The 24,782-nt window shown below is 43.5% G+C and carries 18 protein-coding genes and 2 pseudogenes; 5 read left to right on the forward strand and 15 right to left on the reverse strand.

What is annotated here, in order from left to right:
• Nucleotides 1-8 precede the first annotated feature (8 nt).
• The 7 genes from ACQ76X_RS20900 to ACQ76X_RS20930 all read right to left on the reverse strand — a co-directional run bounded on the left by ACQ76X_RS20900 (nt 9) and on the right by ACQ76X_RS20930 (nt 10,151).
• Nucleotides 9-1,589 (reverse strand): ABC transporter substrate-binding protein, encoded by a 1,581-nt coding sequence (locus ACQ76X_RS20900; RefSeq protein ID WP_438495746.1) that lies wholly within the window; start codon nt 1,587-1,589, stop codon nt 9-11.
• Nucleotides 1,590-1,647: 58 nt separating this feature from the next.
• Nucleotides 1,648-2,517: a carbohydrate ABC transporter permease gene (locus ACQ76X_RS20905; protein WP_438495747.1), complete on the reverse strand. Its 870-nt coding sequence runs from the start codon at nt 2,515-2,517 to the stop codon at nt 1,648-1,650.
• A 2-nt stretch (nt 2,518-2,519) separates the two neighbouring features.
• A complete protein-coding gene (locus tag ACQ76X_RS20910; RefSeq protein WP_379147971.1) occupies nt 2,520-3,425 on the reverse strand; it encodes an ABC transporter permease in 906 nt (301 codons plus the stop codon).
• A gap of 164 nt (nt 3,426-3,589) precedes the next feature.
• Complete coding sequence (locus tag ACQ76X_RS20915; RefSeq protein ID WP_438495748.1) at nt 3,590-5,050, reverse strand: family 43 glycosylhydrolase; 1,461 nt, start codon at nt 5,048-5,050, stop codon at nt 3,590-3,592.
• A gap of 71 nt (nt 5,051-5,121) precedes the next feature.
• A complete protein-coding gene (locus tag ACQ76X_RS20920; protein ID WP_438495749.1) occupies nt 5,122-5,358 on the reverse strand; it encodes a hypothetical protein in 237 nt (78 codons plus the stop codon).
• A gap of 104 nt (nt 5,359-5,462) precedes the next feature.
• Nucleotides 5,463-7,061 (reverse strand): ABC transporter substrate-binding protein, encoded by a 1,599-nt coding sequence (locus tag ACQ76X_RS20925; protein WP_438495750.1) that lies wholly within the window; start codon nt 7,059-7,061, stop codon nt 5,463-5,465.
• Nucleotides 7,062-7,352: 291 nt separating this feature from the next.
• Nucleotides 7,353-10,151 carry a family 78 glycoside hydrolase catalytic domain gene (locus ACQ76X_RS20930; RefSeq protein WP_438495751.1) on the reverse strand — a complete coding sequence of 933 codons (2,799 nt, stop codon included), beginning with the start codon at nt 10,149-10,151 and terminating at the stop codon, nt 7,353-7,355.
• A 179-nt stretch (nt 10,152-10,330) separates the two neighbouring features.
• Here ACQ76X_RS20930 and ACQ76X_RS20935 point away from each other — a divergent pair, with 179 nt between their 5' ends.
• Nucleotides 10,331-11,311 carry an AraC family transcriptional regulator gene (locus tag ACQ76X_RS20935; protein WP_438495752.1) on the forward strand — a complete coding sequence of 327 codons (981 nt, stop codon included), beginning with the start codon at nt 10,331-10,333 and terminating at the stop codon, nt 11,309-11,311.
• Between the two features lie 235 nt (nt 11,312-11,546).
• Here the strand turns inward: ACQ76X_RS20935 and uidA are convergent.
• Together uidA and ACQ76X_RS20945 are read right to left on the reverse strand one after the other, a co-directional pair.
• Nucleotides 11,547-13,342, reverse strand: a pseudogene (gene uidA, locus ACQ76X_RS20940) (beta-glucuronidase).
• Nucleotides 13,343-13,528: 186 nt separating this feature from the next.
• On the reverse strand, nt 13,529-13,735 hold the full coding sequence (locus tag ACQ76X_RS20945; protein WP_438495753.1) for a hypothetical protein: 207 nt from the start codon (nt 13,733-13,735) through the stop codon (nt 13,529-13,531).
• 273 nt (nt 13,736-14,008) lie between these two features.
• Between ACQ76X_RS20945 and ACQ76X_RS20950 the strand changes: the two genes are divergently transcribed.
• Nucleotides 14,009-15,160 (forward strand): YhgE/Pip domain-containing protein, encoded by a 1,152-nt coding sequence (locus ACQ76X_RS20950; protein ID WP_438495754.1) that lies wholly within the window; start codon nt 14,009-14,011, stop codon nt 15,158-15,160.
• 65 nt (nt 15,161-15,225) lie between these two features.
• Nucleotides 15,226-15,753: a PadR family transcriptional regulator gene (locus ACQ76X_RS20955; protein ID WP_438495755.1), complete on the forward strand. Its 528-nt coding sequence runs from the start codon at nt 15,226-15,228 to the stop codon at nt 15,751-15,753.
• Between the two features lie 100 nt (nt 15,754-15,853).
• Here ACQ76X_RS20955 and ACQ76X_RS20960 read toward each other — a convergent pair whose 3' ends face one another.
• From ACQ76X_RS20960 to ACQ76X_RS20975, 4 genes and pseudogenes are all read right to left on the reverse strand, one after another.
• Entirely contained in the window at nt 15,854-17,437 is a 1,584-nt protein-coding gene (locus tag ACQ76X_RS20960; protein WP_438495756.1) for a response regulator, read from the reverse strand.
• 40 nt (nt 17,438-17,477) lie between these two features.
• Nucleotides 17,478-19,118, reverse strand: a complete 1,641-nt coding sequence (locus ACQ76X_RS20965; protein WP_438495757.1) for a histidine kinase — start codon at nt 19,116-19,118, stop codon at nt 17,478-17,480.
• A 535-nt stretch (nt 19,119-19,653) separates the two neighbouring features.
• Nucleotides 19,654-20,028 (reverse strand): annotated as a pseudogene (locus tag ACQ76X_RS20970) (sigma-70 family RNA polymerase sigma factor); the annotation flags it as partial.
• A 13-nt stretch (nt 20,029-20,041) separates the two neighbouring features.
• On the reverse strand, nt 20,042-21,541 hold the full coding sequence (locus ACQ76X_RS20975) for a recombinase family protein (protein ID WP_438495758.1): 1,500 nt from the start codon (nt 21,539-21,541) through the stop codon (nt 20,042-20,044).
• 265 nt (nt 21,542-21,806) lie between these two features.
• Here ACQ76X_RS20975 and sigK point away from each other — a divergent pair, with 265 nt between their 5' ends.
• The gene (gene sigK, locus ACQ76X_RS20980; RefSeq protein ID WP_438495759.1) at nt 21,807-22,508 is read left to right on the forward strand and encodes an RNA polymerase sporulation sigma factor SigK; all 702 of its coding nucleotides are present in this window, start codon (nt 21,807-21,809) and stop codon (nt 22,506-22,508) included.
• Between the two features lie 242 nt (nt 22,509-22,750).
• Here the strand turns inward: sigK and ACQ76X_RS20985 are convergent, their stop codons facing one another.
• Together ACQ76X_RS20985 and ACQ76X_RS20990 are read right to left on the reverse strand one after the other, a co-directional pair.
• Complete coding sequence (locus tag ACQ76X_RS20985; RefSeq protein ID WP_438495760.1) at nt 22,751-24,013, reverse strand: DNA polymerase IV; 1,263 nt, start codon at nt 24,011-24,013, stop codon at nt 22,751-22,753.
• Complete coding sequence (locus tag ACQ76X_RS20990) at nt 24,006-24,203, reverse strand: hypothetical protein (protein ID WP_438495761.1); 198 nt, start codon at nt 24,201-24,203, stop codon at nt 24,006-24,008. The genes ACQ76X_RS20985 and ACQ76X_RS20990 overlap by 8 nt, the downstream gene beginning before the upstream one ends.
• Before the next feature lie 157 nt (nt 24,204-24,360).
• On the opposite strand from ACQ76X_RS20990, the gene ACQ76X_RS20995 reads away from it, so the two are divergent.
• Entirely contained in the window at nt 24,361-24,735 is a 375-nt protein-coding gene (locus ACQ76X_RS20995; protein ID WP_438495762.1) for a hypothetical protein, read from the forward strand.
• Nucleotides 24,736-24,782 lie beyond the last annotated feature (47 nt).

Below are 24,782 nucleotides of genomic sequence, written 5' to 3' on the forward strand. Positions count from 1 at the left end.
TCAATAGTTTACTGCTGCACTTTGGCGTACCATTCTCTGGCACGCTTCGTAACCTCTTCGCCGCCCGATTTATTCCATTTCTCTACAAACTCGTCAAATTTGGTGATCGGGTACTGTCCAATGATAATCTTGGCGGCATATTCAGCGTAGAGCGTACGGTTATTAATGTCCGGGAAGCCGTCGTATACACTGGCCGGCATTCCGTCTCCAGCAATGACTTTGGCATATTTCTGAGCTTCCTGCATATTCCGGGTGACCTGATCAATGGCCCACTTGCTGTCTTCTGATACCGTGCTGTTGAAGAGGTCTATCGTAAGATCCAGTGTCGATATGCTCGTAGCCGGATTCAGAATCTGATTCTCCTGTGTGCTCTTATCATCCGGAAGCTTAATGGCTTTGCCGTCTTTCATTGTATAATGCATTCCTTCTACTCCAAGAAACAGGTCTTTCCAGTTTTTCTTATCGTACACATTGTTAAGCAGCTTTAGCGTGGCCATCAGCTTTTCCTCGTCCTTGTTGTTCTTGACAACCCACAGAGGAGCTGCAAATTTCTTCATCGTATAGAAGCCTTTATAGCCTTCGACCTCAGGTACAGGAAGTACGGAAAACTCTGCCTTCACACCTGTGTTCTTATACAGGTTTTCAAACACCAGATTTCCCTGCTCTACCCAGTGGAAGTAGTTCCCTACCTTATCCGATTGGATCTTACCTTCCCACTTGTCCTTACTATTTAGAAGTGACTCTTTGTCGATTAGCCCTCCCTTATAGAGCTTGGCTATGAATTCCAAGGCGGCTCTCATATTCGGCGTGACCGCGGAATAAGTCAGTTCACCATCGTAATTATCCCAATCCGGATAACCCTCGAACATAGCTACACCATACATTGCAAACAAATGATCCATCCAGCGCGCCTGCTCCCGGCCACCGCTTGGAATTTCATCCTGCTTACCGTTGCCGTTAGGGTCCTTATCCCGGAAAGCCTCCAGCACCTTTACATATTCATCCTGAGTCTTTGGCATTGCCAGCCCCAACTTATCCAGCCAATCCTGACGGATCAGACCGGCATATCTGCCGTATTCGACCACATTGGGAATATAATAAATTCTCCCCTGACCGGTGGGGTCATTCGCCTTTACCACTTTCCAGATGTCTTCCGGGATAGCCTCCCACACGTTCGGCGCATATTTGGGCAGCAGCTCAGTCAGATCGGCAATCGCCCCGTTCTTGGCCAGACTGTCTTCGAGTCCTTGCTGCGGTACGAACAAATCCGGCATTTCGTTAGCGGCGATCTTAAGGTTCAATTGATTGAGATAATTGGTCCCGCCGTTCCATTCCACATACGGATTAAGAACTCCTACACCCAGCTTTTCCTTATAAAACTCGTACAGTTTGCTGCCTTTGGTAACCGGCTGATAACCGATGTTGGTTCCCCATACCTCAAGGTCGACAATTTCATCTCCATTGGAAGCCTGATTCTGGTTAGCAGTTGCGGTACCTGCTGAATTGTTTGCGTTCCCGTTACAACCGGTTATAGCAGTAACGGCAAGAGCGCTTGCTGCTAAGAATAAACCAACCTTTTTGAGACTCATGTTTCTCCCCCTCTAAAGCTCTCTGTTTCGGATTGCATCCTAATAAGCTGTGTAAAAATCACCCTTTGACTGAACCGATCATGGCTCCCTTAACAAAATACTTCTGCAGGAAAGGATATACTGCAATAATCGGAACAATTGCAAAGATAACAGTCGCTGCTCTTAGGGTCCGTGCGTTATAGTTAAGGTCCATTGTGGATGCGGCACCCGCCATTATGACACTATCATCGGTAATAAATTGGCGGATTTTGATTTGCAGCGGAAACCAGTTTGTATCCTGCAGGAATAATAGCGGATGCTGGAATTGATTCCATAGTACCACACCGTAAAACAAAGCAAGGGTTGCCAGGACAGCTTTGGATAGCGGAAGTACAAATTGGAACAGCATTCGAAAATATCCGCAGCCTTCCAGAAAAGCAGCTTCCTCCAATTCCTTGGAAAATTGCTTAAAAAAGGTTCTCATAATGATCAGATTGAACGGATTTAAAATATGCGGTATGACCAGGACCAGCGGATTGTCATACAGGCCAATACCGCGCACAGTCAGGAAATACGGTACGATAGGCGCCTTGAAAATCATCGCAACTACAACAGCCATCATAATGACCGAACCCCACCGGAATTCCGGCTTCGACAGCGGATAGGCGAATAAGGCTGTCATCAGAAGCGCCAATACTGTACCAATCAGAGTCGTGCTGAGTGTCAAAAAGAATGATTTCCATAAATCAGGACGGTCAACAATGTACTTCCAAGAGTCCAAAGTGAATTGCTTCGGCCACAGGGTGACCAGGTTCATATCTACAGCACTTTTGGAGCTTAAGGAAGTAGAGATCACGGACACAAGCGGTATTAACGCTATGACTGAGAACAGGATGAGCAAGCCAGTAATGACTCCTACGAATACTTTTTCTCCTCTTGATGCAAGCATAGTTACCAGAGCCCCCCATCCGAAACCTTATTGGACAACTTGTTAAACGTGTAGACCATGATAAATCCAATTACCGATTGGAACAGCCCTACTGCTGTTGCGAAACTATACTGCCCTTGCTGAATACCCGTCCGGAACACATAAGTATCCAAGATATCCCCTACGTTGTAGGTCATCGGAGTCAGCAGATTATATACCTGATCGAATCCGAGATCCAGGAAATTCCCGATATCGAGCAGGAACAGTACAAGCACGGTAGGCAGCAGAATCGGGAATGTAATATGTCTGATTTGTCTGAATCTGGAGGCACCGTCGATCATCGCTGATTCATAAAGCTGAGGATCGATTGCACTGATTGCAGCCATGTAAACCACGGTTCCCCATCCCGCGTCCTTCCATATGGAGGCTAGTACATAAATAGGTCTGAAGTATGCGCTTTCCTGCATCGCCAGAACAGGCTCAGCACCAAACCATCCAAGGACAATGTTGAACATCCCGCTTAATGAAAAGAAATCGAAGAGAATACCTCCCACGATTACCCACGATAAAAAGTGTGGAATGTATAGTGCAGTCTGGACTCCTTTCTTCAGTGCTGATTTCCGGATTTCATTGATCATTAACGCCAGCAGAACTGGAACCGGAAAAACAATCGCAAGCTTAAATAGTCCCAGCAGTAAAGTGTTGCCAAATACATTAAGAAAGTCAGGATGCTGCAGCAAGGTTTCAAAATGCTTAAACCCTACCCAAGGACTATCAATAAATCCCTTAAATACGGAATAGTCCTTGAAGGCGATTACAGCGCCGGCCAGCGGAATGAATTTAAATACGATGAGAAATATAATTCCCGGAATCGCCATCACATAAAGCGGCCAGTATACCTTCATCTGATGAGATGCAATAGATTTCAATGTTTCCCCTCCAATATCTCGTTGTTGAATTCGTTTACAATGTAACTATACGGCCAGGTGAAGACACGCTCAATCGGGCATTTTTAAGTTCCTACCAGGTCATTTAAAGGAATATCTAATACGTATTTCATCTGAATCCCACCGAGTCTAGCGGTCTCCTTCTGTCAGACTGCCCGATATATACATCCTTCGGTTATCCCTGTTTCGTTAAAAGCATCGACTCTTATAAACAGCGGCTGATCTTTAATCAGCGCTTTAATTGTTAATTGATTACAGCCGAAAACCATATGGCTGTGGTACAGCTTATCATCTGCAAATCCCCATAGCACATTGTATCCCACAGCTTCATCTACCTCCCAGCATACGGAAAGATCAAGCTTGTTTAACAATTCTGTCTGAACACCACTGACTTCTTCCGGCAAGGTACCGTTGCCGATCCCGAACACTCTGAGTCCGGAAATACAAGCAGGCTGGTCAAAGGGTTGTGAAATCACTGTGCATCTGATAAATCTGGCTTCTTTCCCCTCTTCTTGCAGGATGAGATCATGTGGCAAATTGGTACTGGCCTCAGATTTATCTTTAATTACAAAGTAATCCTTGCCGTCCTTTGAGCCTTCAAGAAGCCATCTGGTGTAATACTGACGACCGTCGATCAATCTTTCACCGTTCAGTGTCGTTCCCGTAGGAAGGGTTGCATTTATTTGATCATCTGCAAAATTAATCTGCACCGCATGCACATTGCATATATGCTCCAGATCGACTTCTAGCCATTCTCCAGGCGAGTTAAACTCCGCCCTCCACCATGTCTGTACATTTTCGTCCGTTGCTTTGGACCCCTCTTTGCCTTCTTCATGAGAAGAAGATTCAGCCGGCTTGCCGTAAGAGAGCAGCATCCACTCCGGATTGCTCCATGGATTCATCTGCTTTTGCTCGATTTTATAGGGCCAGTCCCCATACCGTTGATTACAGAATAACTCGCCGTCCTGATCAAATCCCGCCAGCCAGAGCCCCAGTCTTCTTTCGAATATATGATTCATACTGATTCTCATGGAAGAGGCATGCCATAGATTTCCGTGGTTATCTGTCATTGTTGACCCATGTCCGGCCCCTGGTATAAATCCTCCCGGCTTGTAAGAGAACGGATTATTGGCTGCCAGCGTAAATGGACCTAGCGGCTTGTCCGAAATATAGACACCGTCCGAGTAAATGTTGTGCTCTGTTCCAGGGCTGGCATATTGGAGATAATATGTTCCGTCATGCTTCTCCATCCAGGCTCCCTCAATGTAAGGATCATTTCCCATGGAGCTTCTAACTTTAATTAAAAGTTCTTCCGAAGCGTCAGGATACATACCGGCAAATCTTTGAACGATTTCTTCAATCTGTTCCGGCGATCTGAGGTTGTGATTTTCACCTTTTCTCTCATAGCCAATCTTAGTACTGTTATCATGAATAAGCACTAGTGCCTTCCCTATAGGCCTCATATCCTCTGAATTGAGCTCTACCCCATAAATGGGTGTCTGGGTGGAACAACCCCAGTAGAAATAGATCCTTCCGTCATCATCCAGGAACAAATTAGGATCCCAAAAGGGAAACGTCCCCTGAATTTCTTCAAATTCGCAGCTCATCGGATCTTTTGTCCTGTAGAAGGAGCAGTTTCTTGATTTGTTCGATGCGGAAAAATAAAGATACTCCCCAATTACCCGTACATCAGGAGCATAGTCATAAATCGGAACTCCTTGAGCGAGTGGAAGGTCCAATCGGCCAGATTGCTGCTTGTCAGAAATCCCGCTGTCATCGAAGGAAACAGATAATATTCTCCAAGAAATATAACCAGCGTCGGGTCCGCAGCTTCCCTGAAGGTTACCAGCGTCCCTGCTGTCTCGACGAACTGATATTTATATTCAATATTCAGCGGATTGCATACATAAGTCATTTCTCTCCACATCCCTTTACTTTGCTATCAGCCTAAATCTACAAGTTCTACACAAAAGACCGCCCGACCGTAACGTGTCGAGCGGATCCATAGCGTTAACCCGTTTACTTTTTCACTTTTGCATACCATTCTCTGGCACGCTTAGTAACCTCTTCTCCGCCGGATTTGTTCCATTTATCTACGAATTCGTCAAACTTGCTGAGTGGATATTGGCCCAGGATAATCTTGGTGGCGTACTCCACATACAGTGTACGGTTGTTGATGTCCGGAAAATCGTCATACACACTGGCTGGCATGCCGTCGCCGGCAATGACTTTGGCATATTTTTGGGCTTCCTGCATATTCCGGTTAACCTGATCAATCGCCCACATTCTGTCTTCTGAAGCTGTGCTCTTGTTGAGGTCCATCATGAAATCAAGGGTGGATATTTTAGAGTAAGGATCAAGAATCAGGTTTTCCTGTGTGCTCTTGTCATCCGGGAGTTTGGTTGCTTGTCCATCTTTCATCGTATAGTGCATTCCATCGACACCCAGATATAGATCCTTCCAGACTTTTTCGTCATACATATTGTTCAGCAGCTTCAGGGTGGCCATCAGCTTTTTCTCATCCTTGTTGTTTTTAACCACCCAAGCCGGAGGAGTAAATCTTTTCCATGTGTAAAAACCTTCATATCCTTCTACTTTAGGTACAGGCAGTACAGAGAATTCAGCCTTTACACCTGTATTCTTATACAAATTTTCCAAGGGTAAATAGCCAGATTCCACCCAGTGGAAATAATTCCCTACCTTATTTGAATGGATCTTACCGTCCCACTTGTCCTTAGTGTTCAACAGCGATTCCTTGTCGATTAATCCTTCCTTGTACATCTTAGTCAAGAACTCCAGAGAAGCTTTCATATTTGGAGTTACCGCGGAGTAAGTCAACTCGCCGTCATAAATGTCCCAGTCCGGATAGCCTTCGAACATCGCCACACCATACATCGCAAACAAATGGTCCATCCATCTTGCCTGTTCCCGGCCTCCTGTAGGAATTTCGTCCTTCTGGCCATTGCCGTTTGGATCGTTATCTTGGAAGGCCTCCAACACCTTTACATATTCATCTTGGGTAGTGGACATTTTCAGACCCAGCTTGTCAAGCCAATCCTGACGAATCATGCCGGCATATCTTCCGTAATCCACCACACCGGGGATATAATAGATTTTCCCTTGACCGTTAGGATCATTTGCCTTTACGATATCCCACATGTCTTGTGGTATGGCTTTCCATACATTCGGTGCATATTTCGGCAGCAACTCCGTCAAATCCGCAATCGCCCCATTTTTGGCCAAGCTGTCTTCAAGGCCTTGCTGTGGCAGAAAAAGGTCCGGCATTTCATTAGCGGCAATCTTCATGTTCAGCTGATTAAGATAGTTCGTCCCTCCGTTCCATTCTATATACGGATGGATGACACCGACACCAAGCTTTTCCTTATAAAATTCATACAATTTACTTCCTTTGGTGATCGGTTTATAACCGATGTTGGTGCCCCAGACTTCAATATCCACAATTTCATCTCCAGCAGCGGTCTGGCTCTGATTCTGGCCTTGATTTTGGTTAGCAATTGCGGCCCCCTCGGAATTGTTTTTGTTCCCACTGCAACCGGTTACAGCACTAATAGCAAGAGCGCTTGTTGCCAACAATAAACCAAACTTTTTGACTTTCATATTTTTCCCCCTTAGCATATCCTTATTGAATCCGCTTACAATTAAAATGATACAATCAGCCACTCCCATGCTCAAATGGGCATTTTTAAGTTTAAACATGTCATTTTTAATATCCTGCTTCCCGGCAGATACTTTTAAATCTGATTTCTTCAACAGTTCTATCTTTTTATCAATTCGCATCAATGTCAAAAGTAAAAATTGTTATTTCCAGTCTTTCGTTGGAAATTAAAAGCAGGCTAAATAATAAATACCATCCTTCAGAGGATGGTATTTATCTGGAATACAAACTATTTATATTATTATATGGTATGAGCCACTGCCCACTTCCAAAATGACGCGTTCATCTTTGTATGAAACATTTTCGAAATTTGTTGAAAGGTGTTTTGCGCAATCCTCGCTCCCTTCTAACATGACAGTAGCTGTCGTGTTAGAAGGGACAACGAACTGATAATCTATTCCCTCATCGGTCTTTTTCCAACTGGATTCGATTTTCCCATAGGGAGATTCATATGTCGCAGAAGCATGCGTTAATGTCCCACCGAGCAAAGGCTTAATAACAAAATGTTCATATCCCGGCTGCTCTGTGACAGCTCGAATCCCGGCCACACCGGCAAAAAGGAAATTGCATACCGCCCCGTATGAATAGTGATTCAGTGAATAAGCCAATTCGCCCTCCGGTGAAATCCCGTTCCAGCTTTCCCAAATGGTTGTTGCTCCTTTAGTCACAGCGTATAACCATGACGGACATGTCTCCTGTTCCAGCAGTCGGAAGGCGACATCCGAATATCCGTATTCGGCCAACACTTGGAGAATAGACGGTGTCGACAGAAAACCCGTATTCAAATGGTAATCCTTCTCGATGACAAGTTTTGCCAGCAGATCGGCTATGGCTTGTTTTCGGTTCTCATTGGCCAGGTCGAAAGCCAAAGCTCGAACATAGGGAGCTTGTCTTCCTTCCTGAATTTGGCCGTTCTCTTTAATAAAATATTTGTTGTAAAGCCGCTTAATCTTCTCATACAGTTTTGTATACTGCTCCGCATCTTCCTGTTTCCCCAAGATCGTGGCCATGTCGGAAAGCAGACGTGTGGAATATCCATAGTAAGCAGTCGCCGTTAGCGGATCACCTTTGAACATTCTCGTTTGAATTTCAGTCCCCATCTCTTCCGGACTTTGATGGATATCGGCCTCCAGCCATTCCCCCCAGTGAAACTTCGTATCCCAGATATAATCCCCATCCGGTTCCCCATCCGTATCATTGTAGTAATAGGCTTTATCTTTGTAGTATTCATTATGGTTTTCGGCATTTGTTTTCATGTATTCAACCCAAGCTTTGGCAGACTCATATTGTTTTTCCAGGATTGATTTGTCCCCATAACATAAATACATCGTCCACGGAGCGATCACCGCCGCGTCTCCCCAGCCTGCGGAGCCGTCAAGATAACCAGGCTCTCCGGGTTTTGTGGAGGCAAGCGCGGCCATCATCGGGTTATTGGAGTTTTTCACGACTCGTTCATATTCATCCAAACTGTGAAATCCTAATACTTGAGGAACCGTAGAACCTACCGCACCGGATGCAAACTGTTCAGCCCCCAGATCGGCCAGCCATTTTTCGTAGAAAGGATACACGTTCATAAAATCTGCAGCCGTCCTAGCGAATAGCTGGGCGTCACCGGTCCATCCCGCCCTTTCTCTTGTCGGGCAATCCGTAGGGACCTCCATGAAATTACTTTTCATGCTCCATCTGGAGTTGGAAACCAGCTTATTGATCAGCGGGTTGGAGCAGGTAAAATCACCGGTCTCTTCCATGTCACTGTAAATGGCAACGGCTGTGAATTGATCGGCCTTGAGCTTCCCCGGATAATTTTTCAACAGGACATAGCGGAAACCAAAAATAGAAAAATAAGGCCGGTATGCTTCCTCATTTTGTCCGGCCAGAATGTAGTGAATTTTCTGGAAGTCAGTCAACGGACCGTTATGTTCCAAGTTGGCTAGCGTAAAATTCCCGTTTTTGTCCAAAGCTTCGCCATGTATCAAGATCACTTCCGTCCCTGTGTGGCCTTGGCCTTGCATCCTCATTTCTACCCATCCGGCTATGTTTTGTCCGAAATCAAGCACCGTTTCTCCATTTGGAGTGTTGATGATTCTGGGAGTGAATTTCTCCCTAGTCCGAACCGGAAGACCTGAGGCTACAAGATGATCCGTCCCGTATTCCTTAACATGTACCGCTGTCCATGCGGAATCATTGAATCCAGTTATATTCCATCCCTTGATGTCGATCCGGCCATCAAATACTTCTCCCGCTTTTAAATCAGACTTCAGCAGAGGACCGGTAGATGTCCTAAACGACTCATCACTGCCAATGATCTCCTGGCTTCCATCGTCATAGCTCAATACCAATTGTCCCAAAAATGCAACTTTATGACCGAAATTGTTCTTTAACAGAACACCCGTGGAGCCTCTCCACCATCCGTCACCCAAGATAATTCCCCATGCGTTGGCACCTTCTTTTAGAAGGTGAGTTACGTCATAAACTTGGTACTGCAGCCGAACGTAATAGGACGTAAAGCCTGGTGTAAACAGATGATCTGTGCCCTCCGCGCCATTCAAGTAGAACTTGTACAAACCTCTGGCCGTCATGTAAGCCCTGGCTGAAACGAGACCGCTTCTCACGTTAAATTCTTTCCTGATATAAGGCGCCGGCTTGTAAGCGTCAGGTTGTATCTCGCCCTCCGGTTCAATCCATTTCGCCTTCCAGTCCGAAGCGTCCAGTAATCCCATATCGAAATACGCCGGCTCGCTAAACGCCGAATCGTTTCCGTAATTGTCCCAGACTTTTACCCTCCAGAAGATTCGATCCTCCGACTTCAGTTCAGGCCCGCTGTAACCCACTCTCTGAGTTCGGCTAGGCACCTTGCCGCTATCCCAAAGGACACGGTCAAATGTCTCGCATTCAGATGCTTGAACTTGATAAGCATCTTGAATCACGCTTCGGGCATCGCTTTTAATCTTCCAAGCCAATCGCGGAGACTTATTATCCAATCCTAAGGGGTTACTCAGATGTTCCGTCTTTAAACTATAAGTGCTTAACATTTTCATTGCCCTCCTTTAAAATTCGGGAAAATAAGCATTGAACGAAGATACCTTGTCAATAAAGCGCCTTCACAATTAATGTACAACAGATGAAAATGTTTTCTTAGCCCGAAAGTTAAGCACTTCTTTATCTTATTTTAAGATGTTAGAATAAAGAGGATGAGGAGGTTGATTCAAGGATGAACAACGGTGAACTTGACACCTATTTAAGAAAACGAAACGAAAATGAGTGGATGGTATTGAGATTCCCAGAGGAAATCCATGCCGCTTACGAAGCAACGATCCCTCAAGTGAACGGGACTAAGACGATTCCCGAACAGTTTTTGGTTCCGGGAGAACATTTCGCATTTCTCAAACATCCACGTTATATCGCAACCCCTGAACATCGTCACGAATTTTTGGAAGTGAACTTTGTTTATTCCGGCGAGTGCAGACAAGTGATTAACGGGAAATCGGTGATTCTGGCAGCGGGAGAATTTTGCATGATGGATTCGAACGTTATCCATTCCATCGAGAAACCTGGAGACAATGATATTATCATCAACTTATTAATGAGCAAACGTTTCCTAGATATCGATGTCATGAAGCGTCTATCTGGAAACGACTTGATGTCCGAGTTCCTCGTTAACTCTATTTATAGGAGTCAAGATCATAACGATTATATTATTTTTCGTTCCTCAGCCAATCGGAATACCCGTACCTATATGGAGCAAGCGTTGTGCGAATACCTCGATCCGACAGTTGGCTCGGAAGAAGCAATGAATTGCCATATCATTCTCCTCTTTACCGAGCTCATGAGAGACCATAAAGAGTCAAATGCATTTAAGCGTAAAGGTCCGACATCCAGGGCACCAATTACCCAAATAATCCAGTACATTAATGACAACTATAAACATGTTACACTCCATTCTTTAGCTTCCCAATTTAACTATCATCCGAACTATCTTAGCAGTCTGCTAAAAAGTCATTTTGGTTACGGATTGATGATAATAGTGCAGGATCTAAAAATAAAAGAAGCGACCATGCTCCTAAAATATACAAATATGACGATTGGGGAAATCGCTTTCGAGGTTGGATACTCCAATATCACTCTTTTTTATAATCATTTTAAAGAGCGTCATATCGTAACCCCTTTGGCTTACAGAAAAATGAATAGCTAATTCGGGTATTTTGGTATACTGAAATCCGACGAGGTGTTACTTTGGGAGACTCAGATTCCTACGGCGGCAGCCGTGAAACGCTGGTGTTTTTCAGAATTTCCCGGACTTCACTTCCCTGTACTTCTTCCTCAGTTCATAAAAAAAGACAGATATGCTCGGTGGTTATTTACCGTGGAAGCAGTTATCGGTTTACCAGGATCATTTTCATTTTGGTACAGATGGCTTGTAACTTCCTTTATTTGTACCCAAAATCAGAAATGTTAGTCCATCTCTTTCGCAGCTCATGGGCTGCAAATTTTGGTTTTCTTTCACGAGTGAAAACCCCCTTTTCATTTCCATGTACGCGTCTTACACCTTGGCTTGTATGAAAATCAGCAAATGCCCAAACATGTTCGCCAATAAAATTGTTGAATTCATCAAATACCTCATGATAAATACGTAAATATTCTGACTGAAACTCTTCGGTAAACATAACCGGATCGACTTCATGTAGTCCGGCAATTGTATCAGCACCATACTCCGCCATCATGATTGGCTTTCCCGGACAGCGCTTCTTCCAACCTTTTAATTCATCACGAAGATGAATTTTTGCAATTCCCAACTCACCGATGTCGTAATACCATCCATAATATCGGTTCAATGCCAGAACATCCACTAGCTCTGCAATTTTGCAATCTTTTGGGATTGATTTTATCATTGTAGTGATTGTAACCGGTCTTTTCTGAGGATCGCAGGCTTTCACTAACTCCACTATAGGCTTGGAGTATTCGTATGCCCCTTCCTCTTCTGCCCCAGGCTCATTCGCCACACACCACATAACTACACACGCATGATTCTTATCCCTTGCCACCAGCTCACGTATAACCTTATGATGAGCCTCATGTGTCTTGATTCTCTCCCAAGTAGTGATGCTGTTTCCCATGCTTACACCTGTGAAAGCATTGAAATTTAAATTTAGGCCAACAGCTGGCACTTCATCGATAACGACAAAACCTTCACGGTCTGCCAAACGCATGAGCTCCTCTGAGTAAGGATAGTGTGATGTCCGAAACGAGTTGGCACCTATCCACTTCATTAAACCAAGATCCATTACATTGACCGATTCATTGAACCCTCTTCCGTTAATAGGGGAATCTTCATGTTTTCCGAATCCTTTAAAATAAAATGGCTTATTGTTAATCAGGAATTTACCTTCTTTGACTTCTATAGTTCTTACACCGAACGGCTGCTCATACACATCGATGACTTCATCATCCTTAAATAGCTCTACCTTTAGCGTATATAGATAAGCATTCAACGGCTCCCACAGATTCACGTTCTGGATGCTCATCTTACCTTCTAAACCTGATTCCTGTGCAACAACAGAATCTGATTCGTTAATAATACTTACTCTTGTTTCAGCATCACCTACAATTTCCAGTTTATATGATGCAGTTCCAGTGGAATCTACATAATCAGTAGTTATTGTAATATCGTTCACGTAGATTTGTGGAGTAGTGTAAATCTTGACCGGCCGATGGATTCCTCCATAATTAAAAAAATCAAAGTTCGGGGTGTTTTGGATTTTTACACTGTCCCCGATTTCCTTTTCAATATAGTGTCCAACAGGAATTGTTGAATCGTCTACAATATTGTTCACGGCCACGGTCAATCGGTTGTTCCCGTTTTTTAAAAACCGATTGATCTCAGCTTCGAATGGGGTAAAACCACCTTTATGCTCCATAACCAGCTCGGCCACGCATAAACCTTTGCTTCATGCGTGGCCGAGCCTAAGCGCAGCACAAGTCGCTGAGATCGAAGCAGACTGGGAACGGCAAACTCCCTTTCATACCATACCCAACCGATATGGTTCCGGATATCCGATGTAACACCTACATCGTTATATGAGGAAGGCACTGCCATCGGTATAGTATTGGTCAACTTCCTTGAATACCACTTATCTGAAAAGCCGTTTCCAGAATCGACCTTAAAATTCCAAATATCATTTAAATCCATAATTCCACGAGTTTCAGTTGTTATAGGATATAACACCCAATCAACTCCTTTTGAGTTTTATACAACTAAATCTATGCCATCCTGCTGTTACAACGAACCGATATTGGTATTCAATATTCAGCACATTGTATATAAGTCATTTATTTCACTTTTGCGTACCATTCTCTAGCCCGCTTAGTAACCTCTTCACCACCGGACTTGTTCCATTTCTCTACAAACTCATTAAATTTGAATCATGCCGGCATATCTTCCATAGTCCACTACACCCGGAATATAATATATTTTTCCCTGTCCGGTAGGATCGTTCGCTTTGACTACATCCCACATATCCTGCGGGATCGCCTTCCACAAATTCGGCGCATATTTAGGCAGCAGCTCAGTCAAATCTGCAATCCCCCCGTTCCATTCTATATACGGATTGATAACCATTTGAATCCGCTTACATTTAAACTATATAACTAGATGAAACTGCTTTCAATTGGGCATTTTTAAGTTTAAACATGTCATTTGTAATATCCTGCTTCCCCGCAGATACATTTAAATCTGATTTCTTCAACAGTTCTATCTCTTTATCATGACGCGTTCATCTTTGTATGAAACATATTCGAAAATTAAATGATTTTTCAAAACTATTGACAGCATTCACGAAAAGTTATACTTTAATTAAAGTACTCTAAATAAAGTATATGGATGGTGTGAGCGATGAAATCATTTATTAGAAATAAGGCAATTATGAGTGGTGTTTTTATGATGATTTTTTACCAAATCATTATGATCGGAGTCTTTACTTCCGGTTATAGTGCGGTTCCGAAGAACATCGGCAATCTCTCGGTGGCAATCGTAAATGAAGATCAGCAGTACGGGATGGAATTTGCGAAGCAGCTTGAGCAAGAGCTGCCGTTTCATGTACAGACGAATACCAATCTAAAGACGGCTCAGCAAAAGCTTGAAGACCGGGACATTCATCTGATCATGCACATCCCTCAGGATTTTACACAGAAGCTCTCTGCTCCGGACCAGCAAGTTCAACTGGATTACTATATCAACCAATCCAATCCGGCTACCACCAACAGCACAGTACAAAATGTAGTAACGCAAATCACAGAAAAAATTAGCACTCAGTTGCAGACAAACGGCATTGAAGGTTTACTGCAAAATATGAAGATGTCGGAGGTGCAGGCCAAGGAGGTAGCCACAGGCATTGTTAATAAAGTCCAAGCTAATGTAATAGATTCCAATCCTCAGCCAGCCGGGATGCATAATCAAATGGCGCCGATGTTTCTGACGATGTCCTCTTATGTCGGGGCTATGATATACTCCATGATGGCAATCGGTGCATTGAACCAGTTAAAGGGTATGCTTGGAAAATGGAAAGCCTTCCTTTCGTTGCAAGGTACCAATGCTATAATTTCTCTAATCGTCCCATTAATCGGGCTTAGCATTTATTTCACCATACACGGATATGGAGCTGGCACGTTTGTTCATATGTGGCTGTTGCACACCTTGGAGCTATTCGCAGCCATTCAGTTCACCAGCATTTTCTGCCTCCTCTTTGGACAGGCGGGCATGATGCTGAATCTACCGTTCTTGCTGATTCAGACCATCGCCAATGGATCGGTGGTGCCACAGGTTATGATGCCAGGATTTTATAAAGCCATCAGCCATATTTCCGTAATGTTTTATACAGTTCAGTTGGACTACAATTTACTATTCGGCGGAGGACATTCTGCTGTACTGCTGCTAGGTCTTAGCCTTATCACGGTCTCAGCGTTTGCTGTGAACACTGTGATCCACCATTTCAAGCCGTACACCAAATTAAACCCCGGTGCTGCACCTCAGCCGCTCTTCATGTAAAATAGAAAGAGCCGAATGCCATTTACGGCAGACGGCTTTTTTCATATCTAATTAGGAGGAGTCTTATGTCACTTCAAATATTTATCCTTGGTATCCTGAGCGAAGGGGACCATCATCCTTACGACCTAAAGAAGCAAGTACTAAAGCCTCTCGATAATTCATTTCCGATCAATGATGGAACCCTATATTATAATTTTGAGGTGCTTTTGAAAAAAGGACTTATTCAGAAAATCAAGGTCGTGCAGACCGACAACCGTCCCGAGAAAACGACCTATGGAATCACAAAAAAGGGCCGTGAAACACTGGTGGAAGAGATTTATTCCGCATTTCAAAACTTCACGAATTTCACTTCCCTGTACTCCTCTCTCTTTTTTCTGGATAAGGTAGACCGGAAGAAGCTCGCTTATTTGATCGAAGATGCCATTGAACGGCTAAATAAAAGAAAGGGATTGATTGAAAACGGTGATTCTGAATTATCAAACGTTCCCGATTCCAAAAAAGTCTCCGTCCGGCTGATTTCAGAGCATGCCTATCAATCGGTCCAAAATGATATCTCCTTGCTGCACAAGCTGCTCCTTGAAGTGAAAGGATGAGCATATAGTGGGAGTACGGTTCAAAAATGAATACAGACTAACCCGGTTAGGCTTACCTGTTACTTCTCGTTAGTCTATTATAATATCTAGCTAAATACGTTTAGACATTCGGCAGCTTTTTGCGAAAATCTCTGGGTTTACATCCTGTAAACTTTTCAAACATCCGCGCAAAATGCTGCGCATCTGAATATCCGACCATCTGGCAAATTTCGTACACTTTCAAATCGGTATTCTCCAGCAGCTCTTTTGCTTTATCGATTCTTATCTGTGTCAAAAAATTCAAATAGTTGTCTCCCGTCTTACGTTTGAACAACTGGCTTAAATAATAGGGACTGATGAAGAAACGCGCAGCCAAATCGGCAAGACTGATTTGTTCATTGTAATGCTTGGAAACATATAACTTAATCTCTGAAATAATATCTTTTTTTTGCGCCAAATTATGCTCTACTTTGAAACGGATGATCCCCCTAATGACTTGAATCATCCACTCCTCCAGATACTCAAGCGTCCTAAACCGTGAAATGCCTTCCAGAGATAAAATAGGTCCGCCAACCAGATCATTCTGCTGCAATTGCTGAAAAGACAGCTTCCGGATACTTGACAGAAGAATGGTTAAACACCATTGCTGGAGATCTGCAGGGTTCATCCCCGGCTCAGCTGTCATTCCCCGGAAAATCTCGTGGATTATAGCCACACATTCCTCCTCATGCATGTTATCGAGTGCATCTTCCAGTCTGGTTATAGCTTCCTCGGGAACGGCGTGGCTGCGGTCTGTTATTTTCATAATCTCCGTAAAGGAGATCACGGATTTCCCTCCCTTAATTACTTTGTAACTTAGTGCATTTCGTGCTTCTTCGAAAGACTGACATATTCCTGTTGTTCGCTTATACACTGTACCAATTCCCACGCTGATCGACAGATTCAGCTCCCGGTAGACCGCCTGTTTCATCTCTTGAATCACATGAAGCAATCTTCCATGCAAAATATTGCTGTTATGTGCAATCACAATGGCAATTTGCGGGCCGAAATACCGGAAGCGGTATACTTGGCAGTAATTTTTCAAAGCCTGGTCTATCAGATGGAACAGTGGCTGAAAACCAAGCTCCTTCAGCGCATCAGTGCTGCCATCAATTTCAATCAGGATCGAATTGAACCAAATGCCAGCTGTAGGAATTTGAGCACTGCGAAGCAGCTCATCCACCAGACTGGTCTGATCATTCCCGATATCAAGGATGTCCCGTAAGGTTTCTTCCTGAATCCGGCTATTCATTGCATGCTTTAATTCGTCTAATCCCTGTAACTTGATCCTGTCTGCACGAATCCGTTCAATGACCTGGTTCACACTGTCACGCAGTTCTTCTTCCTCTACCGGCTTGTTGATGTAGAACTGCACTCCCAGCTTCATCCCTCTTCTCGCATACTCAAAATCTGCATATCCACTTAACAGAATGAATTTAGTCTGAACTTTTGTTTCTTCCAGCATTTTGATCATATCGAGACCATCTGCTTTGGGCATACGGATATCCGTTATTGCAATATCGGGACGGAGCTTTTGAATCATTTCAAATCCGTCAAGCCCATTATAAGCTTCTCCGACAACCTTGCATTCTGGAAGATAGCGGCTAATGATCTTTTTGAGCCCTTCCACAATACCCTTTTCGTCATCTATTATTACTACTTTCATCCTAAACCCCTCCTGCTTTCTTGAGCATGCTGCCGATATATCAAGCTTTTGGGATCAATATTTCAATTTCCGTTCCTTCCACAGCTCCGGGTATAATGGTTAAATAATACCGGTCGCCGTAATGAAGCTTGATGCGTTCCGCAATATTTTGCAGTCCCAATCCTTTTCCAGCCTGCTCACCAATGCTTTCAAATTTGTATTTATGTGAATCCGCTCCGTCTAGAAGAGCACGCAGCTCAGATTGTTTGTCCGGGCTCATACCAACTCCGTTATCCATAATCCGAAATAACATTTCTCCCTGTTCCGTCCAACTGCCCTCAATCCTGATGTCCATAATACGGCCGTAGTCCACAAACCCATGATTAATGCTGTTTTCAACGATTGGCTGAAAGACTAGAGGGATTATGCTGCACTCCAGCATTTCATCAGGTATCTCAATCTCAAGCTTGAACATATGATCAAAACGGATATTCTGGAGCTGCAGATAATTAGCTGTGTATTCCAGTTCATGCTTAACTGAATGCTGTTTACCTTCTTTGGCTAAGGCCAGCCGGAACATGCGTGCCAGAATTTTAATCATGTCTGCAGTCTCGTCATCATCCTTCACCAGTGCCTTCATACGAATGGACTCTAACGTATTGTAGAGCATATGAGGGTTGATTTGATTTTGGAGAGCAATGAATTTTGCCTGCCGCTGTTTGATTTCTCCGATATATACATCCTCTATTAAAGTGCGAATTGTTATGATCATTTTGTTGTAACTATGCACCAGGCTTCCGATTTCATCATTGGCCTGCTCTTTCTCTATAGCCAGATACTGGCCTACTTCAGCCTGCTTCATACTTCTCCGGAGCGCCTTTATAGGCTTTGTAATCGTATAGCTTAAACCAAATGAGAACAGCGTTATAACCAGACAGCTCATCAGAATGACAGCGACAGTCATACCTTTAATTTGATTAATTTTTTGCAGAAGCCTTGAGCGGGGAATGTCAGTCCTAATTAACAACTCCCCTTGGGATGTCTTTCCCAGTAGCACAATGTGATTTTTGATTTCGTTATTCTTGATATAGCTAGCGCCTGAATCCAGAACTTGCTTCCAGGATAACTTTCCGCTGGCAGCATCAGAATGGTAAACTATTTGTTGCTTAAGATTAGTAATAACTACACTTATACCGTACTTGTCCCGGGCCAAAATGAACTCATGATCAAGCTGCAGCAATGTAAAGGGATCTAAATCAATAAGCAGCATTCCTGCATGTGCACCATCTGAACTGAATAGCACTCTTCCCGCTGTTACAACCGCTCCCTCCCCTTTATCCTCATAGTAGGAACGGTCATGCAGTCCGGTAATGAAGAAGGTTTCATTGGAATCGCGAAGCCCTCTGTACCACCCCTGGGACAACAGCATGTTCTCATTCACTTTGTTTGTTGAACTGCTGTACTGATACACGCTGTTATCCCTGCTAACCAGCATCACCGTACTCATCTCAGATTTGAGCAATGAGACCCGCATCAGCAGCCGCTGCACAGCAAGTCTTTGATTAACTAATTCGTCAAAAGGCAAATTTTGTGTTTCGCCGAGACCGTATATGATGTCGTTATCTACGAGTACTGACTTCGTAACCTCCTCATATTCTTTAAGAAATTCGTTCAAAGTAGTCTTGATTTGGGACGTATACAAGGAGGCAAATTCCTGAGAAGAGTCCTCTAACCCTTTCGCGGATTGCTGAAATATGAATGCGCTTACAGATAATAGAGGAATAACACATACCAATACATAACCGAGCATTAACTTATTTTGTAATTTCATATTTTTTAATCTTGTAAATATTCTTCTTCTCCAGCGCGTTCGGGTTTGTTCCATACAGGGCCCTTCCTTCATTAAGGTTCCATTAATAATACACATTGTAAGGAATCATAGCTACAGGATAAGATTGCTGCTGATATCCAATTAGTTATACAAGAAAATATACTATAAGGAATTAATAATTAAAGAGGGGTTTTTAATTTTTTTCAGGGACATTTACATGATTTTTCCGTTTCTAGATATGAGAACATGCCGAAAAACCGAGCCCAATAAGGGGCAGCTAAAGAGTTATATTCATTTAGTGCCACCTGCTTGACTTAAAAAAAAAAGCAACTTCCCTGTTGGCAAGTTGCTTTTTTAAATGTTCTATTGTGAATCTCTAATTATTATCTAAATTATCCTCTAGATCCTAACGCTTCGCCTTATAAAACTCATGATACAGCTTCATCAGCGCCCGCTTCTCTATCCGTGACACATAACTGCGACTAATGCCGAGATCCTTGGCGATCTCCCGCTGTGTCCTTTCTTCACCGCCTGTGTCGAGGCCAAAGCGCCCCACAACAACTTCCTTCTCCCTCTCGTCCAAAATGTCGAGGTTGCGGTAAATCTTGCTCTTTTCAATCTTCAGATCGACTTCTTTAATGACATCATCAGCTTCGGAGCCAAGGATATCGATAAGTGTAATTTCATTACCTTCTTTGTCAGTCCCAATTGGATCGTGTAGGGATACGTCCTTGCGGGTCTTTTTAAGTGAACGAAGATGCATCAAAATTTCTATTCTAATGTCTATAGAGCATCTAGAACGTCACAATATTAATGTCCTCACGAGTATACCTCACCTCTTTGATTAACATCCGAATTAAAGCTTGTTTATTTTCAAAGGTTAATTCCTCTGGATTAAGCTTCAGATAGTATTTCAAGGTTTCAGCAAGCATATTCTTTCCAGACTCTAGTTTTTTGATAGTGCTCAGTTCTAAATCCAACTCACTCAACTGCTTGTTTAAAGACTCTTCTCGGTCTGCGAGTTCTCTCAGTTCCTCGCGTATTTCCTCTTCCCCCATACCCATATCTGTTGAAAACAACTTTATCAGTTTTTTTCGAGCAGCCTTTGTCTTTATAAGCTCACGTTCGATTCTGGATTTATTCATTTCCCAGTAATTTTCTTGTGATTCCTCCACACTTGCAGCCGCCATTTCTTCAGGTTGGTTTAGCCAGTTATGTACTTGCGACCAGACAATCTCATCAAGAACACCACAGAACACTGTAGTCCCACAGCCTTTGTTTTTGGCTCCGGACGTATTTTTAATATCGGTATATTGAAAAACAGTTTTTCCCCAATTTTTAGATTTCCTTCCGGTCATAGTGTTTTCACAGGTCCCACAACGCACTAAACCAGACAACAGGTATTGATTCAATCCTTCCTTAGCAAACCGTCTCCTTGCCTCTCCAAGAAGCTTCTGAGCGTAGTCATATTCGATATCAGTTATAATTCGTGGGCATTCCACATAGATCCATTCACTAACTGGCCTTAACTTCATTTTGACTTTATCTTCAGGAAGTTTGTGTTTATTACCCAGCATTCCTTCTGTATTCCATTTATTTTGCGCGAATCGACCGGTGTAAGTTTCATTTAAAAGAATTTGTCGGACGACTTGCTTATGCCACACCTTTGCTCCGCGTTTCGTTGGTATATTAGATTCTGTTAAATAGTTGGCGATACCATTGATTCCTTCAACAATATCATTTGGTTTCGTAAATAAATTGAAAATAAGGCGCACAACCCTGGCCTCATCTTCATTAATAAGATACCTGCTGTTTTCTTTGTCGTAGTCGTAACCATATAAGAATGAGTTTTTTATGACCTTCCCTTGGTCAGCCTTTTCTTTCCGACCAGAGGTCATTCGCTCAGTGATTTTTGCTTTCTCAAACTCAGATATAGCGCCACGCATACTATAAAAAAGTTGCCCTTCCGGGGTTTTGGCATACTCACCATTTATGAATATTAACTCTACCCCTCTTTTTTCAAATTCTTCAGTAATTATAAGCTGCAGCATCAGTTTACGAGCGAGCCGGTCAGGATCTAAGCAAATGATCTTTGTGATTAAACCATCCTTCACATCTTTTCTTAGTTGACTCATCCCTGGTCTTTCTAAATATTCTCCAGAATAACCTTCGTCTGGATATATTTTCACTTCATCAGTCCCGGCCTTTTTTTTACCTTCCCGGATCTGATAATCTATTGAAAATCCCGATTTTACTTGTTCTTCTGTGGATACACGTGGATAAATAGCGATCACTCATTATCCCTCCCGTTTCGTATGTCTTGACTGGGCTAATAGTAACATCATGATCATTTATTGTCAGTAAAGCAATATTACAACGCCTTTTAAATCTTTCACTATAGAAGAATGTAATTTAATTCACCTCATATCAAGTTCGCCTGTACTATTTCAAGTATACAAGCACTTCTAGGCATCTACCCACATACAATAAAAGGACCATGAACCCGTAGTTCTAACTACAGATTGGTTTCATTGTACATGTGCGGGAGGTGTCGCCAAGTTGCCGGGAATTATAAGTACGATTGCTCTGCTGATTAAAGAATTGACACTACTGGTATCTTACGTAAGAAACAATGCCTTTCCACAACCTCTTTCGGAGCAGGATGAGAGTAAATACTTAGGAATGATGGCGGAGGGAGACGCCAAAGCACGAAATATGCTTATTGAGCATAATTTACGGCTTGTTGCCCATATCGTTAAGAAATTCGATAATACCGGAGAGGATACGGAGGATTTAATCTCCATCGGCACCATTGGATTAATCAAGGCAATAGAGAACTATCGTCCGAATAAAGGTACGAAGTTAGCTACTTTTGCAGCAAGATGTGTAGAAAATGAAATTCTGATGCATTTGAGATCGCTTAAAAAGACCCGCAAGGATGTATCCTTGCATGACCCTATCGGTACGGACAAGGAAGGCAACGAAATTACTCTTATAGATATACTTGGCTCGGAAGCCGACGACGTCATCAAAGAAGTCGATTTGAAGATTGAAAAGAGCAAAATCTACCGCAATCTCGATATTCTGGATGAACGTGAAAAGGAAGTCGTCGTCGGACGCTTTGGGCTGGATACAGGCGGTGAAGAACGGACACAGCGGGAGATCGCCAAGGATCTCGGTATCAGCCGCAGTTATGTGTCACGGATAGAGAAGCGAGCGCTGATGAAGCTGTATCATGAGTTCTATAAGGCGAAGCGGTGAGGGATCGAGGGCCAACAGCAAGTAAAGGCTCTGAAGAAAGTACTTGAACAAATTGTATTTTGTCTCAAAGAAATATAAATCACCTTAAAAAAGCATTTGTTTATTGCGCTCCCATCTGCTCTGAGTAGGTGGGAGTTTGATTTACGGTTCTACCAATAGCAGTTCTATAGTAATTGACTCTCCAAAAAAGAAAGCTCACTGAGATACCGGTCTGCCAATACTGGTGTTTTGTTTATGATTGATTACTTATAGTGCCCTCCGATTTTACCTGACCGGTCCTTAAGCAATCCGGAATCTGTAAAGGATGCAGCTCTACCAATAATCGCATCACCGTACTTGTTTTTGAGGCGGTCTGTCGCCCGCTCTAGCTCGCGGAGACGAGGCCGGGACTCAAACATCGTCAATTGGTATTGATCCTCATCAGTGAGCGTTGAGAGGCTAACACCTACGCTACGTACCGGCTGTCCGTCCCAGTGCCGCTTGAATAACGCGACAGCCGCTTCATACACCAGATTAGTGGCATTGGTAGGATCGCTCATTACACTTTGCCGGGAAAAGCCTGTGCGGGCATCAAAGTCCGCTCCCCGGGCACCGACAGATACCACTGCTCCATTTACCTTATGTCGGCGGCAGCGTCGGCACACCAGCTCGCAGAGCTCCAGCAGCACCGTCTTGATCTCTGATAATGTCCGGTAATCCCTGGGCAAAGTCATTTGATGCCCTACGCTCTTGGGAGGCACCTCATGCGTGTGCTGGTTTACCGGGCTATCATCAATGCCGTTGGCTATCCGCCAGTACAGCTCAGCGTCTATATCGCAGTTTTTACGAAACTTTTGCTTCATCCCCCACTTCAGCTCAGCCAGCTCCAGTTGAGCCACATGACCGATTGTTACAAGACCCATACTATAGAAATGAGTGGACATACGGCGACCAACCATGAATAAATCACTGATTGGCCGGGGCCAGAGCATTGACGGCAGCAGTTCTGGAGTAAGTGTAAATATTCCGTTTTCGTTTTTTTTGGCCCAAAGGTCGCATGCAATCTTTGCGGCAACTTTGGTTTTTCCGATCCCCACCCTCACGTATACCCCGGTCTCCTGCCGTACTTTGTTCTGTATGGCCGTGGCAATCTCTATCGGGCCACCGAATAATGTGCGGCTGCCTGTCACATCAATAAATTGTTCATCAATGGAGTATGGTTCAACTTGATCGCTGAATGACCGCAGAATCTCTGTGATCTGAGCTGATACATCTATATAGCGTTGCATGTGTGGCCGTACAATGATCACCTCTGGACACTTAATCAGAGCCTCCCTTATCGTCTCGGCGGTTGTAATCCCATAGCTTTTTGCAATTGGGCAAGCCGCCAATACAATCCCGCTCCTGCGTTCTGGATCTCCAGCCACGATGAGTGGCTTTTTGCTAAATTGAGGATTCGCCGCCTTCTCCACAGAGGCGTAGAAGCTTTGGCAGTCGGACAGCATAATTACACGATCTTTAGGCATGACGTTTCTCCCGAACCGGCTGCCATGACAGAATGTTTGCTGACAGAAATACACGGGCCGATCCAGTAGTCAGACATGTGGCACGGATACGGTCTTCACGAATTCCGTTAACCTCAATCTTCCGCTGTGTGAAATTCCCTGCTTTATCCTGATATATAATTTCAACAGTTTGACCAATGTGCATTTGCATTTGATCGCCTCCAAAAATAAGAACGTTTGTTTGTATTATAACCGCACTAGGAATTTTTAAGCAATGGGAAATTAATACTTCGTTCGTATGTGTTCTCCTATACTTTTTGTATAGGTGGTAGTAAGATAAGAATAACAAAAGAGAGGCGGCGGTAAGGATGGGAAACTATCACAAGGTAAAGTATCTAGAACTTAACGAAACAGATTCCTATAAGGTAAAAGCTTTGGCTGCCAATATATTGGCTAATGGTTGGAAAGGCGCCCCTATCCTCTTCGTTGAAGGTACTGGTCTTGTGACAGGTAGCCATCGTGTCGCCGCTCTGCGTATGCTGGAAGAACGTTACGAGGAAACCTTCGAAAATGCAATTTCCGCCGTTCTCAATGCCGATATCGCTCTAGATGTTTCTAATATCGTGAATGCATATTGTGAAAAAAACGAAATGAGTTGGGAAGAAATTGATTTCAGTTCAATCGGCGATATCTTTGATGGAACTGAGGTTGAGCAATATAAAACTGAAATCGCGGAGTGGTAGAAGTGAATGAACAATGGACAGGAACAGGAGTCTGGGCTGGCTGGCGC

This window comes from Paenibacillus sp. IHBB 3054 (genome assembly GCF_051594305.1).
In the GTDB taxonomy this organism is placed as follows: Bacteria; Bacillota; Bacilli; order Paenibacillales; family Paenibacillaceae; genus Paenibacillus_AQ.

Bases quoted from the DNA above. Each gene is read 5' to 3' on its own strand.
- ACQ76X_RS20905 (WP_438495747.1), bottom strand. From the start codon at position 2,517: ATGCTTGCATCAAGAGGAGAAAAAGTATTCGTAGGAGTCATTACTGGC.
- ACQ76X_RS20985 (WP_438495760.1), bottom strand. From the start codon at position 24,013: ATGCCTAAAGATCGTGTAATTATGCTGTCCGACTGCCAAAGCTTCTAC.
- ACQ76X_RS20945 (WP_438495753.1), bottom strand. From the start codon at position 13,735: ATGGTTATCAATCCGTATATAGAATGGAACGGGGGGATTGCAGATTTG.
- ACQ76X_RS20955 (WP_438495755.1), top strand. From the start codon at position 15,226: ATGTCACTTCAAATATTTATCCTTGGTATCCTGAGCGAAGGGGACCAT.
- ACQ76X_RS20930 (WP_438495751.1), bottom strand. From the start codon at position 10,151: ATGTTAAGCACTTATAGTTTAAAGACGGAACATCTGAGTAACCCCTTA.
- ACQ76X_RS20920 (WP_438495749.1), bottom strand. From the start codon at position 5,358: ATGACTTATGTATGCAATCCGCTGAATATTGAATATAAATATCAGTTC.
- ACQ76X_RS20900 (WP_438495746.1), bottom strand. From the start codon at position 1,589: ATGAGTCTCAAAAAGGTTGGTTTATTCTTAGCAGCAAGCGCTCTTGCC.
- ACQ76X_RS20925 (WP_438495750.1), bottom strand. From the start codon at position 7,061: ATGAAAGTCAAAAAGTTTGGTTTATTGTTGGCAACAAGCGCTCTTGCT.
- ACQ76X_RS20990 (WP_438495761.1), bottom strand. From the start codon at position 24,203: ATGCAAATGCACATTGGTCAAACTGTTGAAATTATATATCAGGATAAA.
- ACQ76X_RS20995 (WP_438495762.1), top strand. From the start codon at position 24,361: ATGGGAAACTATCACAAGGTAAAGTATCTAGAACTTAACGAAACAGAT.
- ACQ76X_RS20960 (WP_438495756.1), bottom strand. From the start codon at position 17,437: ATGAAAGTAGTAATAATAGATGACGAAAAGGGTATTGTGGAAGGGCTC.
- ACQ76X_RS20935 (WP_438495752.1), top strand. From the start codon at position 10,331: ATGAACAACGGTGAACTTGACACCTATTTAAGAAAACGAAACGAAAAT.
- ACQ76X_RS20915 (WP_438495748.1), bottom strand. From the start codon at position 5,050: ATGAGCTGCGAATTTGAAGAAATTCAGGGGACGTTTCCCTTTTGGGAT.
- ACQ76X_RS20950 (WP_438495754.1), top strand. From the start codon at position 14,009: ATGAAATCATTTATTAGAAATAAGGCAATTATGAGTGGTGTTTTTATG.